Source organism: Paraburkholderia sp. (assembly GCF_035656215.1).
Taxonomy (GTDB): Bacteria; Pseudomonadota; Gammaproteobacteria; order Burkholderiales; family Burkholderiaceae; genus Paraburkholderia.
This window is the reverse complement of record NZ_DASRSY010000375.1, coordinates 1-15,892: the sequence shown is the minus strand read 5'-3', so window position 1 is coordinate 15,892 and position 15,892 is coordinate 1. Positions and strand designations below refer to the sequence as shown.

Here is a 15,892-nt window from a genome sequence, read left to right as displayed (position 1 = left end):
AGCAAGATTTTCGAGGTCACGTCGGGCGCGGATAGAGCGCGCATGATCGGCGAACTGCTGAAGCTCGCTGCATCGGGCGAACTGAAACTGCCGGTCGAAGCCGTCTTCGATATCGGGAATGTGGCGCAAGCGGCAGCGGCGAGCGAAAAGAGCGCACGCAAGGGCAAGGTACTGCTGCGGTTCTAACGGAGCAGAGACGTTGGCTGCACTTTCTCTCACCCACTCAAAAAGCCCAATCCATGATCGAAGTCCATCATCTCAACGAATCCCGTTCGCGCCGTATTACCTGGTTGCTGGAAGAACTCGGCCTCGAATACAAGCTCGTTCAATACCAGCGGAATCCGGAGACCCGTCTCGCTCCACCGGAACTGATGGCGATCCATCCGCTGGGCAAGGCCCCCGTGATTCGCGACGGCGAGAAGGTGGTTTTCGAATCGGGCGCGATCGTAGATTATCTGCTCCGCCACCACGGCAATGGGCGCCTCGCGCCGGCATACGGAACCGACGAGTACGACCGTTACGCGCAGTTTCTGCACTATGCCGAAGGCTCCGCCATGCTGCCACTCATGTTGAAGGTGTACACCGCACGTCTTGGCGACGGTGCCGCCCCATTGCAACCGAGAATCGAAAGTGAGTTGCGGAATCACCTCGGTTTTCTGAATCAGGAATTGACAGGCCGTGAATACTTCATTGGCGATGAACTGACGGGCGTCGATATCCAGCTCTCGTTCGTTGCCCAGACGTGCCTGAAGTTTTGCGGACGCGACGCGTTCCCGAATATCACTGCGTTTGTCGATCGTATCGAGGCGCGTCCAGCGTATCAACGCGCGATGGAAAAAGGCGGCGCGTAAGCCGTTGAACGCTGCTGCATGGCATGGGCACGTTGGCACGCGGTGAGGCACTGTCTGGTGCTGCTCCGTTGCTTTCCCGGCGCAATTCCAGATCAATCAATCGATGCAGTGACGTCCTTGCAGTTCCAGGTGCAACTGGAACTGCAAGGACGCGTGCAATAAGCGTCGATCGATGCCTGGTCGCCCGGCTTCTCGATCAATCTGACCTGGTGTGCTTCTAAAGCCGCGTTGAACGCGTGGCGTGCTGTCCATCTCAATGAGAGCATGACGAGCAGTGCGAGTCCGATCGTGGCCCCTTGATAGGACGGCAATGGCGCGTTGTCGTCGAACAGGCCTAACAGCACTGAAGTTGCAGACGCCGCTCACCTTGATCCGCGGGCAGATCGAACTGCAACCCGGGATCGACGACAAGGACCTGTTGTTTCGTGAAATCGATCTGATGGCACGTCAGGTTCGGCAACTGTTGCATCTCGCCGAAGTCAGCGAGTCGCAGAACTTCAGTTTCGGCGAGGTGAATATCGTCGACGTGGTGCAGGACGTGATGGTTTATCTCGCACGCAAGGCCGACCGCAAGGAGGTGAAGCTTCGGCTCGAAACCACCGTTGCGCCGCCGTCGATCTGGGCCGACCGCAGCGCGTTGTTCATTCTGCTGAAGAACATCGTCGAGAACGCGATCAATGCGTCGCCGGCGCATAGCGCGGTCGTGCTGATCGTCGATGCCGTGTCGGTGCAGGTTCAGGACGAAGGGCAGGGCATCAGGCAGGAGTACCTGCCATTTCTCTTCAAACGGTTCTGGCGCGCGCCGGATGCTCAGCATGATGGCGCCGGGCTCGGCCTTGCGATCTGCAAGGAGATCGCCACCGCTCACGAATGGCGTTTGACCGTGAGCAGTCTGGTCTCGGGCACGCGCTTCGCAGTGTGGTTTTCATAGCGCCGCGCCGTCGATCCTCAGTCGATTTTCAATCGACGATCAGGCATCAGGCCGGTTCGCTCAACGCCGGTTCATTGACGATCTGTTCGACGATCGCCGCCATCAAGCCCGGAAACCGGGCGTCCAGTTCGGCGCGCCGCAGCGAATTCTGATGCACGGTGCCGGCAACGCGCGTACGCACCAGCCCCGCCTCACGCAGGATCCGAAAATGATGGGAGACGCTCGACTTGGGACGGCCACCGTCGAGGTCGCCGCAGGTGGCCTCGTCGACTGTTGAAAGCCGGCGGACGATCTCGAGGCGCACCGGGTCGCTAAGAGCATGGAAGAGCCGCCCGAGCGTGAAGTCCTCAGCGGCAGGATGGGTATATGTGCGCATTCTGCGGATGATAAAGGTTTCTGCCATACTCCGTAGTTCGATGTTTATCGAACTACCGTACAAGCCTATTCACAGGAGTTTAGCCTGATGTCCGCATTATTTCAGCCTTACACGCTCAAGGGCGTTTCCTTGCGCAACCGTATCGCCATTCCGCCGATGTGCCAGTACACCGCTGAAGATGGTCTGATCAACGACTGGCATCGCGTGCACCTCGCCGGTCTGGCGCGTGGCGGCGCGGGGCTGGTGATCGTCGAGGCCACGGCGGTGTCGCCCGAGGGACGCATCACGCCGGGCTGCACGGGCATCTGGACCGACGAGCAGGCGCAGGCTTTCGCGCCGGTGGTGGCGTCGATCAAGGCAGCGGGCGCCGTGCCGGGCATCCAGATCGGTCACGCGGGCCGCAAAGCGAGCGCCAACCGGCCGTGGGAAGGTGACGACCACATCGCTGACACCGATCCCCGTGGCTGGCAGACCATCGCGCCGTCGGCGGTCGCCTTCGGTGGCGGCCTGCCCAAAGTGCCGAAAGCAATGACGCTCGACGACATCGCACGCGTGCGCGAGGATTTCGTTTCGGCGGCCAGGCGTGCGCTCGACGCCGGCTTCGAATGGCTCGAATTGCACTTCGCACACGGCTATCTCGGCCAAAGCTTTTTCTCGACGCACTCCAATCAACGTGACGACGCGTACGGCGGCAGCCTCGAAAACCGCAGCCGCTTCCTGCTGGAAACTTTGGCCGCGGTGCGTAAGGTGTGGCCTGAGCATCTGCCGTTGACGGCGCGTTTCGGTGTGATCGAATACGACGGACGCGACGAGGAAACGCTCGCCGAATCGATCGAACTGGCGAAGAATTTCAAGCGCGAAGGACTCGATATGCTGAGCGTGAGCGTGGGATTCTCAACGCCTGCGGCACGTATTCCATGGGCGCCGGCGTTTCTCGCGCCGATCGCTGAGCGGGTGCGTCGTGAGGCAGGTATCGCCGTTTCGTCGGCATGGGGCATCGACACGCCGGAACTGGCCGACCGCTCCGTCAAGAACGAGCAACTGGACCTGGTGATGGTCGGCCGTGCGCATCTGGCTGATCCGCACTGGCCGTACCACGCGGCACGCAAGCTGGGTATCGAACGTCCGTCGTGGACGCTGCCGGCACCGTACGCGCATTGGCTCGAACGTTACGCCGTTGCTTGAGTGCGGCGCTACGCTGCATGAAGGCTGTGAAGGCGTAAAAAATGCGCGTGGCAGGGTGTGAATTCCATTCACTCTCTGCCATGCGCCATTTAGAACAGGTTGAACTTGCCGCGGGTTGCTTATCCTTTGACGTGCTCCGTCGAGAGCCAGCCCCCGCTTACGCCGATTTGCGCCACCTGTTTTGCCACCGCGTCGGCCAGACGTTTTGCGTCCGCTGAAACGCCGGCCTTCTTCGTTTCGGATACGCCGTGCAAGCCGCCGCCCACGGCCGCCGAGGTCGCGATGCTCCCGGCTGCGGCGCCCACGCCGGCAGTTTCTACCATGCCGGGTGCTTTGCCGCTGTCGCCGGTGGCATTGAAACTTTGCACCACCCGAGCTGTGCCGCCCGCCGGTTTGTACAGAATCTGCACGGAACTGCTCACTTCGCTCTTGCCTGCGCCCAGACCGATCAGCACGCGGCGGCGGCGATTACCCGAGTCGATCGTGTCGAAGCTGCCTTGCACGAGCAGGACGTTCTGGTCGGCGGGGGCGGGGATGTCCGAGCGACTCGCACGCAGCCCCATCGATTGCAATTGATGCACGATTTCATTGGCGACCTGCTCACGCACGGCGATCGCATCGGCGGATTGTTTTTCCGCGGCGGATGAACCGTCGAGCTGCGATTTCAATTTCTGCAGCATGCCGCCATTGTCCAGTTTCACCTGGTCCGGATTACTGTCGAAGGTGTAGACATAAATATTGTCCGGGCGCACTTGCGGCTGTGCGCTGGTCTGGGTTGCGTTGTTGATGCTGCCGCCGGCGCAGCCGGTCAGGAGCGCGCTGCCGCAGATCATTGCGACGCATGCAAAACGGGCGGCATTCTTTTTGAGGAAACTCACTGAAGTGAACATGTTCATCCTGTCGTCGGCACGCAGTGCCGTTATGTTCGAACGCATCTTCCGATGATTGGGCAACCGTGGATCGTTAATCATCGGGATCGCATTCGCATTCGCACGCGCATTTGCACAAAAAGCACCCTTGATCTCATGCGTCTTTTTTCGTACGCACCGGCAGCGAAACGAAGTATGGGTGAGTCACTTCCCAAACTCCATTCAGCAATTATTTCGCGCTATGTCACGGCGAAACATGCAGTAGCGGGGCGGGTTTGGCATAGGGTGAAAGCACGGCGACAGGGCATCAATTCAAGGCGAGCTTGACGATGCAGCACAGAACGAAGACGAGAAGGGCGGCGGCGACAGCCATATTCAGCGGATAGCGCATTATTCACCAGGCACTAGCGTTGCGGTGCTCTTATCCTAATCACCTGAGGGAAGATGAAAAGTAGGCAGAGAGGCGGCTATGTGCGAAAGCTAACGTAGCGCGCTGAACGGCTGCGCTGCTTTTTAGCGGGAGCGCTTCCAATTGATCTTGCGTCGGAATGAATTGCACGGGTCGCGCGGCATGTACGCGTTCCCGTGCGTCGTTCGAGCGCGGAGTGATCCGGTGGCGCAGTCTGCCGCGCGTTATTGCGGCACAGGCGGCTGCATCGCCGCCGGCATGCCATGCGGCAACCTGTTCGCCGCGCCGAGGTCTTCCGACAGACTGGGGCGCAGGGTAGCAATGGCCTGGTCAGTATTGGCCGGCGCTTTGTACCTTACCAAGCCTTGCATTCTTCGTGGCCGAACCGGTAAAACAGTCCGGCAGGGAGACGGTCGACGCCAGGGTGTGCCCGCTGGCGCAATGTGGCCGGATGGCGCATGATTGAATCAATGTGCCGTCCGACCCCAGAAGCAGCAGACGTCTGCGGGAGGCGCGGCGCACGCGACGCCACGGGCGCATATGCCGGAGAAGCATCGCGGCGATGCACCGCGGGCGAGTATTCAACCGTTAAGGAGGAATTCGCATGAGCCAACCTGACGCCGCCAATCCGTTTGGCGATTTCACCAAAATGCTGGAGCAGTTCAAGCTTCCCGGCTTCGACGTACCCGCCATCATGGAAGCGCGACGCAAGGACATGGAAGCGCTGGTTCAGGCGAATCAGACAGCATTCCAGGGCATGCAGTCGCTCGCGCAGAAACAGACCGAGATGCTGCGTACCACGCTGGGCGAATTGCAGTCGCTCACAGGGCAGTTGACGGCCGGCGGCGCTGCGCCTCCGGCGAAAGCCGCCGAGCTGATCCAGCAAAGCCTGCATAAGTCGCTCGCCGATATGCAGCAGTTGGCGCAAGCCGCATATCAGACGCAGGCTGAGTCGTATGCGGTGATCGCAAAACGCGTCGAAGAAAATGTGCAGGAGCTCAAGTCGCTCCTGCAGCAACAGAAAAAGTGATGGACGCGGCCGCCTCGAATCGCGCGATCCGGATCCGGCGCGGCTCGCGGAAGTCGCTAATGAATTAGCAGGAAAGTCGTAAAGAAGTACCCGGTGCCGCGGATAACGATCAAGTTATCCGCGGCATTTTTTTTCACCTCGAATCGCGCTTGTCCCGCGATTTTCTCTTCACGCGGAAGCAGTCTGGACGCGCTGCAATTGTCAGATGAATGAGCTAATTGGCTCAGATTATTCAGCGTTCGCTTACATCACTCGACGCATGCTGCACGCATCGATATTTTTCTGCTCCGGCCCAGCGACTGGATGTGTGTGTTCGCTTTAAACAGAGCGAATCGGAAAAATGTGCGCTTAAGCACCGTCCCTCGGTGATCCGATCCGCAAACATCAAACGATATCGAACGGCGCAGCGCTTGCAGAAGGTGTAAATCGTCTCGCAAACGATTGCTCGCCACCTCGCGATGCCTAAAGTTTCGCGCCGCCACTCCGTAGACGCATTCACGCAACCCAACCGGTCTGAATGCAATACCGGCACCGCCGGTCAGGAGTGCGCCCCTGAATTCCCGTTCGTGAGCGGCTCACTTGTCGGCCACGAACGCTTCACCTCGAAGGAAATCTTCTTGAAACCGATGCTTTCTACAAGCATTGCTCGCGCAATGCTCGGGGCAAGCTGCGCGCTGTCGTTTGCCGCACACGCCACGCTCGGCCAGAACGTCAGCACTGTCGACAGCGATCAGACACGCCTGCACGCAGTGGCTCATACGGCCACTACGCAAAGCGCGTATTCCGTACACCTGATTACGATGCCGTCCGGCACGCTGGTGCGCGAGTACGTGGCGCCTAACGGCATCGTGTTCGGTGTCGCGTGGCAAGGTCCGACGCTGCCGGATCTGAGATCCATGCTGGGCACTTCGTTCGACCAATACGTCGCCGCTACCGCGACGCGCCGTGGCACGCCGCTGGCGGTGTCCAGCAGCGATCTGGTCGTCTATTCCGGCGGCCATCTGCGCGCGTTTGCCGGTTATGCCTATCTGCCGCAAGCGGTGCCCGCGGGCGTCGATGTCGGCATCATTCAATAACGGAGCGAGTCATGCGTCATAAGTCTTCGCTGGTTACCCTGTTTTGCGCGGCGCTGCTCGCCTTGCTCGTCAGTGCTTGCGGCGGTGGGGGCGGCGGCTCCAGCGGTTCCGGCTCCGCGGCGAATTCCAGCAGCACGACGAGCGCGGCCGGTCCCACCGTCACCAATACCTCGCCTTCGCCGCAAGTGGTGGCCGCCAACGCAGTGCGCGTGACGGTCGATTCCGGCGTGAGCAACGTGCCGAACATGCCGTTCGTCAGCATCACGATTTGCGCGCCAGGGACCAGCCAGTGCCAAACCATCGATCACATCCTGGTGGATACCGGTTCTTGGGGCGTGCGTGTGTTCGCCTCGCAATTGCCCGCTTCGATGACGCTGCCGCAAGAGAAAGACGGTTCGGGCAATCTGATCGCCGAATGCATGCAGTTCTTTGACGGCTACACGTGGGGTTCTGTGAAGCTTGCCGACCTGCAGATCGCTGGTGAAAAAGCGGCCTCGCTGCCGATTCAGGTGATCGACCCGAACTACGCTTCGCTGCCGTCCGATTGTGCGAGCTTCGGCGCGTCGCGCAACACGCCGGGTACGTTGCAGGCCAATGGCATTCTGGGCATCGGCGTGTTCAAGCACGATTGCGGCGCGAACTGTGTGCAGCAGGCCGTGACCGGTACGTATTACGGTTGCAACGGCACGGCATGCAAGTCGATTCCGCTTGCTGAAGCGCTGCAGGTCGCCAATCCGGTTCCGTACTTCACCACGGACAACAACGGTTCCATGCTGAGCCTGCCGATGGTGTCGGGCGGTGCGCAGTCTGTCACCGGGCAACTGGTGTTCGGCATCGGCACGCAGAGCAACAATGCGCTGGGCAGCGCGCAGGTGATCGGTGTGAGTCCATCGAACGGCACGTTTACGACGGTGCAGAACGGCTCGACGTATTCGAGCAGTATTCTGGACAGCGGCTCGACGGGCCTGTTCTTCCAGACCAGTGCAATGCCTGCATGCGCGAGCCCCAATAGCGCGTACTATTGCCCGGTGTCGACCCAGTCGTTGAGTGCAATGATCCAGGGGGCGAACGGCACGACGAGCACGGTGAACTTCAGCGTCGGCAATGCCAATACGATTTCGCAGACCTACAATGGCGATTCGGTGTTGCCGTTGCTAGCGGGACCGGCCTTTGTGACGTCGTCGATTTTCGACTGGGGCCTGCCGTTCTTCTACGGTCGTAACGTGTATGCCGCTGTCGAGCAGCAAGCGACGCCTGGTGGTACGGGGCCTTATGTCGCGTATTGACCGATAGCCAGATTTGATTCTGATGGGACAACACCCGCTGCCGGTTCATCCGGCAGCGGGTGTTTTGTAGTTGCCTGAAGCGTGCTATCTACGGGTATGGCAACTGGACTAACGTCGGCGTGTGGCCCGCTTTGCAGGTGCTGCTTTGTTGGCGGTGGGCCCGGATTGCAACGGCGGCGCTGACGGCGCGGCTGTCTCCATGACAGGCGCCTGTGCGGGTTCTTGCGGCATGACAGGTTGCGCGCCCGCTTGTGGCGCAGACAGCGGCGCCGGTTGCGCGCCCCGTTGTGCCGCCACCGCTTGCAACGCGTCAGCCTGCGCCGTATGCAAGGGCGCTTGCACCGCCCCGGCTTCGCTCGCCGGCTTCGCTGCTTCGCGTGGTGTCGTTCTGTCACCGGCTGCCGCAATCACCCGATGCACGAACCGCAACTTATCCACCACCGGCGAGGCCAGCGTGAACGGATAACCGTCGGGCATGCCGAGACTGCGGTTCAGGCTGTTCAACGCGTACGTGAGCGGAAACCAGCGCTTCATCAGATTTTCGAAACTCGCGTCTTCCACGGGCGTGCGGTCGGTCAGCGTCGGCTCGCTCGGGTCGTCGGGCAACAAGGCGAGACCGTACGAGGTCGAGGTATCCAGCACGTCGACGATCAGCATGTAGTGCGCCCACGTCTCGGCCCAATCTTCCCAGGGATGCATCGTCGCGTAAGCGCTGATGTACGAGGCCTGCCAGTCCGCCGGCGCGCCGTCGCGGTAGTACGCGGTCAGCGCCTCCCCGTAGTCGGCTCGCTCGTCGCCGAACACCTTGCGGTAGGGCTCGAGCCAGCGCGGATCGTTCGCGACCAGCTGGTTGAAGTAATAGTGGCCCGTCTCATGGCGGAAGTGGCCGAGCAGCGTGCGGTAAGGCTCGCCCATCGCGCTGCGCACCTTTTCGCGGTAGGCGTCGTCGGCTTCGGCGATGTTCAGCGTGATGAGACCGTTGTCGTGGCCGGTCATGACCGGTTTCCCATCGCCGCCGTTCTCGAGGAATTCGAATGCCAGGCCTTGTTCGGGATCGGCCTGGCGCGACGGCACCTCGATGCCGAGCGCGGCCAGTGTGTAAAGCAGGCGCCGCTTGGCCATCTCCAGCCGGTACCAGTAAAGCCGGTTGTCCGGTGCGCTCAGATTCGGAATCGTGAGCGTGAGCTGGCAGGCGCGGCACAACGTATCGGGCGAGTCGGCGGGGATCATCCAGTTGCAGACATTTTCGACCACGTAGTTGTGGCATTGCCGGAACAGCGCGCCCTCGGCACGCGGATGCAGACTGCGCCAGCGTCCTTCTTCGGCTTCTTCGAAGGCGCTGATTTCGGCCAGTTCAGGCACATATCCGAGCAATGCCTCGCACCGTTCGCAACGAACGTTTTCATAGAACACAAGGTGCGAACAGCGATTGCAGTGGAAGGTTTTCATCGATCGGGACCGGATGGTGAGTGGCAGTCATGAAGCAACAGTCGGGGCGCTTTGCCGGCAGGCCGTATGCCGGCCGCCGGGCATTCTGGACATCCTCAAGCGCCTGCAAGAAAGAAGAAGACACCCCGCAATCTTCATGCCGCATTTGCCAGACGTCACTGGTTTAACGCACATTACGTGCATGATCGTGCATCGGCGCTGCGCCGCTTTGGTGCGCGGCATCCGAAAAGGCGGTGGAACGGCGTGCGGATCGATCGACCGGACGGTCGGAAGACGCGGCAAACTTCGCAGCAGGCGGTAATCCGGGCAGTACAGGGAGTTCGCGCGAATTTTCGATCAACGGCATGAAGCTTGCTTTTTGGCGGGCTGCCATCCTTTGTCCAGGAGTCCGGTGTGTCCATACGCGTCGCGTTGAATCATGTCACACATTACCGTTACGACAGGCTGGTTGCGCTGTCGCCCCAGGTCGTGCGTCTCAGGCCTGCGCCGCATTGCCGGACCCCCATTCTGTCTTATTCGATGCGGGTCGAACCGTTCGAGCACTTCATCAACTGGCAGCAGGACGCGTTTGCCAACTATCAGGCGCGCCTCGTCTTCCCCGAGAAGACGCGCGAATTCAAGGTGACCGTGGATCTGGTCGCCGAAATGGCCGTCTATAACCCGTTCGACTTCTTTCTCGAACCGTCGGCGGAAAAGTTTCCGTTCGACTATGCGCCGGGCCTCGCGCTCGAACTCGCGCCGTACCTCGTCAAGCGGGCGATGACGCCGCGCTTCGCCGAGTTCGTCGCGAGTATCGACCGCACGCCGATGGTCACCGCCGACTTCCTCGTCGCCCTGAATCAGCGGCTGCAACGCGAGATCCGCTACCTGATCCGCATGGAGCCCGGCGTGCAGACGCCCGAGGAAACGCTGGTGAGCGCCGCGGGTTCGTGCCGCGATTCGGGCTGGCTGCTGGTCGAGACGCTCCGGCAACTGGGGCTGGCGGCGCGCTTTGTGTCCGGCTACCTGCTGCAACTCGCGCCCGACGTCAAATCCATCGACGGCCCGAGCGGCACTGAAGTCGACTTCACCGACCTGCATGCATGGTGCGAGGTGTACCTGCCGGGCGCGGGCTGGATCGGGTTCGATCCGACCTCCGGCTTGCTCGCCGGGGAAGGCCATATTCCGGTTGCCTGCACGCCGGAACCCGGCAGTGCGGCGCCGATCTCCGGCGCGGTCGACGAATCCGAAGTCGAGTTCGAGCACACCATGTCGATTGAACGGGTACTGGAGACGCCGCGCGTCACCAGGCCGTTCAGCGAAGCAGTGTGGGATGACGTGCTGAAAATGGGCGAGCAGGTCGACCAGCGCCTGACCGAGATGGACGTGCGCCTGACGATGGGCGGCGAGCCGACCTTCGTGTCGGTGCGCGATCGCGACGCCGCCGAATGGAACACCGACGCGCTCGGCCCCACCAAACGCGGCTACGCGGTCGCGCTGATGGACAAACTGCGCTCGCGCTACGGCGCAAACGGCTTTCTGCACATCGGTCAGGGCAAGTGGTACCCGGGCGAACAGTTGCCGCGCTGGGCCATGTCGCTCTACTGGCGTGCCGATGGCGAGCCGTGCTGGCAAGACCCCACGCTCTTCGCCGATGAACGCGAGCCGGGCACCTACACGGCCGACGACGCCCAACGTTTCCTCTCGCATCTGGCGACCAAGCTGGCGCTCGACACGGACTGCATCCAGCCCGGTTTCGAAGACGTCTGGTACTACCTGTGGCGCGAGCGCCGCCTGCCGGTCAACGTCGATCCGCTCGATGCGCGTCTGGACGACGAGCTGGAGCGCGTGCGTCTGCGGCGCGTATTCGATGCGGGCCTGGGCGGCGCGACCGGTTTTGTCCTGCCGCTCGCGCGTGAACGCGATATGCCGAACGAGGCGCCGAAGTGGGTCAGCGGCCGCTGGTTCTTCCGCGACGAACGCATGTTCCTGATTCCCGGCGACTCGCCGATGGGCTATCGCTTGCCGCTCGATGCGCTGCCGTGGGTGTCGAAGACCGACTATCCGTATCAGCACGCGCACGATCCGTTTGCGCCGCCGGTGGCGTTGCGCCCGGCCGCGCAATTGCGCATGCAATACGAAGGCGACGGTGAGTCCCGCCGCACCATGAGTTCCGCCGATGCGCGTCGCGCGGCGGCGTTGTCGTCGTCAGCGGCGGATTTGTTGAGCGGCATGCCCGGCAGCGGTGTGCTGGCCTTTGCGCCTCAGTCGGACGATCAGAAGGTACCGGAGCGCGGGGAGTCGTCGAAGGAAACGCTGCGTACGGCGATCTGCGTCGAAGCGCGCGATCCGAAACGTGCCGCGGGTCCAAAGGCGGAAACCGACGCATTCGGCAGCGGCCGCTCGCTGCTGCATGTGTTCATGCCGCCACTCACCGAACTCGACGACTACCTCGATCTACTCGCGGCGATCGAAGCGACGGCGGCCGAGTTACAGATGAAGGTGGTGCTCGAAGGCTATCCGCCGCCACGCGATGCCCGCCTGAAAATCCTGCAGGTGACGCCGGACCCGGGTGTGATCGAGGTGAACATTCATCCGGCTTCGAGCTGGGAGCAACTGGTCGACAACACGGAGTATCTGTATCAGTCCGCGGCCGAGAGCTATCTGAGCAGTGAGAAGTTCATGACAGACGGCCGGCATACGGGGACCGGCGGCGGCAATCACTTCGTGCTCGGCGGCGCGACGCCTGCTGATAGTCCGTTCCTTCGCCGCCCCGATCTGCTAGCGAGTCTGATCGCGTATTGGCATAACCATCCGTCGCTGTCGTATCTGTTTTCCGGGCTGTTCATCGGGCCGACGAGCCAGGCGCCACGTGTCGATGAAGCACGCAACGACCAGGTGTATGAGTTGGAGGTGGCGTTCCGCGAGTTGCAACGGCAGATCGACCTGCTCGGCGGTCGCGAAAGCGCGAATCTGCCGGCGTGGATGATCGACCGCTCGTTGCGCAATATCCTGATCGACGTGACGGGCAACACGCACCGTGCCGAGTTTTGCATCGACAAACTCTATTCGCCCGATGGTCCGACCGGCCGCCTCGGCCTGCTCGAATTGCGCGGCTTCGAAATGCCGCCGCACGCGCGCATGAGTCTCGTGCAGCAGTTGTTGCTACGCGCGCTGGTGGCGCGCTTCTGGCACACGCCGTACACGCAACGGCTCACGCGCTGGGGCACGGAACTGCATGATCGCTTCCTGCTCGGCACCTTCGCGAAGATGGATTTCGACGATGTGCTCGGCGAACTCAACCAGGCGGGCTTCGCCTTCGAGAGCAACTGGTTCGCGCCGCACTTCGAATTCCGCTTCCCGCTGGTTGGCGAGACCACGGTGAACGGCGTCTCGCTGACCCTCCGCAACGCGCTCGAACCCTGGCATGTGATGGGCGAGGAGGGCTCGCCGGGCGGCACGGTGCGGTATGTGGATTCGTCGGTGGAAAGGCTTGAAGTGCGTGCGCTTGGTTTGAACGACAACCGTCATGTGCTGACCGTCAATGGTGTGCCGGTGCCGCTTCAGCCAACGGGCCGCGTCAGCGAATATGTAGCGGGCGTGCGCTTTCGCGCCTGGTCGCAACCGTCGGCGCTGCACCCGACCATCGGCGTGGATGCGCCGCTCACTTTCGACCTGGTCGATACATGGACTGGCCGCTCGGTCGGCGGATGCCAGTATCATGTCGCTCATCCGGGCGGGCGCAACTATCAGACCTTCCCGGTCAATGCCTACGAGGCGGAAAGCCGGCGGCGCTCGCGTTTCTTCGCATCGGGTCATACGCCGGGGCCGCTCACGGTCGACATGCCGCAGCGCAGCCTCGAGTTTCCGTTCACGCTGGACCTGCGGTACTGGTAACCTGGTAGACTGGAAAGCGGCAGCACACTTTTAAAAACGACACGACCTTGGCCTTTCAATCGACTTTTCCCTTTGAAACGTCCGCCGCCCGTGCGGACGCTTCGTCCTTATTGCGGCTGTTGCCGGCCTACGAAGGACATTGGGACGAGTTGCGCGACGCCTCAGGCGCATTGCGCGAACCGTGGCGGCAATTCTTCGAGCGGCTTGGCGAAGACGGCATCGCGCGATTGGAGGATCACTACGCGTCGATCGCGCAGCAGATCCGCGACAACGACATCAGCTACAACGTCTACGCGGATAACGGCGAGCCGCGGCCGTGGGCGCTCGACCTCCTGCCGTTCCTGATCAGCGAGGCCGAGTGGGCGCATATCGAGCGTGGCGTGATGCAGCGCGCGCATCTACTCAATGCAATCGTTGCCGATATTTATGGGCCGCAAACCTTGCTCGAGCGTGGGCAGTTGCCGCCCGCGCTGGTGTTCGGGCATCCGGGTTATCTGCGGTCCGTGAAGGGCTTCACGCCGCCTGGCGGTCAATATCTGCAGGTGGTTGCCGTCGATCTGGCGCGTACGCCCAGTGGCAACTGGACCGTCATGGCGCATCGCACCGAGGCGCCATCCGGCCTGGGTTATGCGCTGGAAAACCGGCTGATCGTGTCGACGCTGTTCGCCGATCCGTTTCGCACGATGCGCGTGAGCCGCCTCGCGCCGACTTATTCGCAACTGATCGCGACGCTCGTGCAGGGCGCGCAGGCCACGATGCAGCACGACAGTTCGGGGGCCGACGGTTCGCCGCATATCGCGTTGCTTACGCCCGGGCCATTTAGCGAGACTTACTTCGAGCACGTGTTTCTCGCGCGGTATCTCGGCGTCACGCTGGTCGAAGGCAAGGACCTGACCGTGCGTGACGACATGCTCTATCTGAAGACGCTCGCCGGTCTCGAACGTGTACACGTCGTGCTGCGCCGTCTGGACGATGCGTTCTGCGATCCGGTCGAACTGCGCGCCGACTCCAGCATCGGCGTGCCGGGCCTGTTGCAGGTGATGCGCGCGGGCAATGTGATCGTATCGAACGTGCCGGGTTCGGGCTTTGTCGAATCGCCGGCCTTGCATGGCTTTCTGCCGGGCATCGCCGAAGTTTTACTCGACGAAGACCTCGTGCTGCCGAGCGTGGCGACCTGGTGGTGCGGCGAAAAGGCGGCGCGCGTCCACGCGTTCGGGCGTCTGGACGAAGCGTTCATTGTGCCGACCTGGCCGGTCGCGCCACGCGATGCGCCGCCCGGCATCGAACAGGGCAGACAGCGGTTGTCGACATGGCGCGAACGAATCGAAGCGATGCCCGACGCCTATACGATCCAGCAGCCGCAGCGCTTTTCCTGCACGCCGCGTTACGAGGACGGCACCATTGGCCGCCGTCCGTCGGTGCTGCGGGTCTTTGCGATTGCCGACTTCAACGGTGGCTGGCATGTGATGCCAGGCGGCTTCACGCGGATGGCCGCCGAGCGTCAGGCGACGGTGTCGATGCAATACGGCGGCAGTAGCGTCGATACGTGGGTGCTGTCGAGTCAGCCGACGTCGACCTTCACGTTGCTGCCCTCGCCGATGCAACCCGCCGACCTCGCGCGTAAGCATCGCACCGTCTCGAGCCGGGCGGCGGAAAACCTGTTCTGGGCCGGACGTTATGGCGAACGTGCCGAAAACAATGTGCGTCTGTTGCGCCTGATTCTCGGCTCACTGGAAGGCAACGACGCCGACGCGATGTTCCCTACGCTGGTCGAACTCGCCACACATTGTGGTCTCGTGCAATCCGGCGATATGTTCTCGCCGCATTCGCCGCAAGCATTCGAGCGCGCGCTGGTCGCGAACCTGAGCGAGAGCACCGGCGCTGCGAGCATCGGCCAGAATCTCAACTATCAGGCGCGTGCGAACGGCGAAGTGCGTGGGCGTCTGTCGAACGATCACTGGCGCACGATTCTCGCGGCGCGCAACGACTTTCGCGATGCGTTGCAGACGTTGATGCCGGCTGCGGGTTCTAACGGCAATGGTAATGGTAGTGGCGGTAGTGGTTCATCACAGGGCAACACAAATGGTAACGGCCGCGCCGAGCGTAGTGAACGCTACGACCGTTATGACCGTGTGACGCTGATGACCGCGCTCGAACGCCTGTCGGTGCAGTTGTCGGCGATTAGCGGCGCACAGGGCGACCGTATGACACGCGACGAAGCGTGGCGTCTGCTATTCGTAGGACGGCATATCGAACGGGTCTCGGCGATGACGTCGCTCTTGCGCGTGGTCGCCGATAAAGGCCAGCTCGCGACGCCGGCCGGGTTCGATCTGCTGCTGCAATTGTTCGACAGCACGCTGACGTATCGCTCGCTGTATCCGGGTCGTTTCGAAGTGCCGGCTTTGCTCGATTTGCTGGTGATCGAGCCGACTAATCCGCGCGGCGTCTACGGTGTCTATGAGCGCCTGCGCAAAAAGATCGACGAGATCTCCGTGGCCGCGGGCAGCATGCGGCATCGTCCATTTGCGGAATTGATGCCGCCGGCCGATGCGTT

General features: G+C 62.0%; 11 protein-coding genes and 1 pseudogene. 9 read left to right on the top strand and 3 right to left on the bottom strand.

Features of this window, described 5'->3' with window-relative positions; genetic code table 11:
• The 3 genes from VFE81_RS21865 to VFE81_RS21855 form a co-directional block, all read left to right on the top strand.
• The coding region (locus tag VFE81_RS21865) for a zinc-binding dehydrogenase (RefSeq protein WP_325046592.1) at window positions 1-186 on the top strand (186 nt) is incomplete at its 5' end.
• A 53-nt stretch (window positions 187-239) separates the two neighbouring features.
• Window positions 240-851 (top strand): glutathione S-transferase, encoded by a 612-nt coding sequence (locus VFE81_RS21860; protein ID WP_325046591.1) that lies wholly within the window; start codon window positions 240-242, stop codon window positions 849-851.
• A 349-nt stretch (window positions 852-1,200) separates the two neighbouring features.
• Window positions 1,201-1,782, top strand: a complete 582-nt coding sequence (locus VFE81_RS21855; protein WP_325046590.1) for a HAMP domain-containing sensor histidine kinase — start codon at window positions 1,201-1,203, stop codon at window positions 1,780-1,782.
• Window positions 1,783-1,828: 46 nt separating this feature from the next.
• Here the strand turns inward: VFE81_RS21855 and VFE81_RS21850 are convergent, their stop codons facing one another.
• Window positions 1,829-2,158 carry an ArsR/SmtB family transcription factor gene (locus tag VFE81_RS21850; protein ID WP_325046589.1) on the bottom strand — a complete coding sequence of 110 codons (330 nt, stop codon included), beginning with the start codon at window positions 2,156-2,158 and terminating at the stop codon, window positions 1,829-1,831.
• An 87-nt stretch (window positions 2,159-2,245) separates the two neighbouring features.
• Here VFE81_RS21850 and VFE81_RS21845 point away from each other — a divergent pair, with 87 nt between their 5' ends.
• Window positions 2,246-3,343, top strand: a complete 1,098-nt coding sequence (locus VFE81_RS21845) for an NADH:flavin oxidoreductase/NADH oxidase (protein ID WP_325046588.1) — start codon at window positions 2,246-2,248, stop codon at window positions 3,341-3,343.
• Between the two features lie 119 nt (window positions 3,344-3,462).
• Here VFE81_RS21845 and VFE81_RS21840 read toward each other — a convergent pair whose 3' ends face one another.
• Window positions 3,463-4,233 (bottom strand): DUF4410 domain-containing protein, encoded by a 771-nt coding sequence (locus VFE81_RS21840; protein WP_325046587.1) that lies wholly within the window; start codon window positions 4,231-4,233, stop codon window positions 3,463-3,465.
• Window positions 4,234-5,225: 992 nt separating this feature from the next.
• On the opposite strand from VFE81_RS21840, the gene VFE81_RS21835 reads away from it, so the two are divergent.
• The 3 genes from VFE81_RS21835 to VFE81_RS21825 all read left to right on the top strand — a co-directional run bounded on the left by VFE81_RS21835 (window position 5,226) and on the right by VFE81_RS21825 (window position 8,013).
• Window positions 5,226-5,651 carry a phasin family protein gene (locus tag VFE81_RS21835; RefSeq protein WP_325046586.1) on the top strand — a complete coding sequence of 142 codons (426 nt, stop codon included), beginning with the start codon at window positions 5,226-5,228 and terminating at the stop codon, window positions 5,649-5,651.
• A 626-nt stretch (window positions 5,652-6,277) separates the two neighbouring features.
• On the top strand, window positions 6,278-6,727 hold the full coding sequence (locus VFE81_RS21830; RefSeq protein WP_325046593.1) for a DUF2844 domain-containing protein: 450 nt from the start codon (window positions 6,278-6,280) through the stop codon (window positions 6,725-6,727).
• Between the two features lie 11 nt (window positions 6,728-6,738).
• A complete protein-coding gene (locus VFE81_RS21825) occupies window positions 6,739-8,013 on the top strand; it encodes a DUF3443 domain-containing protein (protein ID WP_325046585.1) in 1,275 nt (424 codons plus the stop codon).
• 381 nt (window positions 8,014-8,394) lie between these two features.
• Here the strand turns inward: VFE81_RS21825 and VFE81_RS21820 are convergent.
• Window positions 8,395-9,462 (bottom strand): annotated as a pseudogene (locus VFE81_RS21820) (zinc-binding metallopeptidase family protein); the annotation flags it as partial.
• A 393-nt stretch (window positions 9,463-9,855) separates the two neighbouring features.
• Between VFE81_RS21820 and VFE81_RS21815 the strand changes: the two are divergent.
• On the top strand, window positions 9,856-13,338 hold the full coding sequence (locus tag VFE81_RS21815; protein ID WP_325046584.1) for a transglutaminase family protein: 3,483 nt from the start codon (window positions 9,856-9,858) through the stop codon (window positions 13,336-13,338).
• A gap of 47 nt (window positions 13,339-13,385) precedes the next feature.
• Window positions 13,386-15,892 (top strand): circularly permuted type 2 ATP-grasp protein (locus VFE81_RS21810; RefSeq protein ID WP_325046583.1); only part of this gene is annotated, 2,507 nt, incomplete at its 3' end.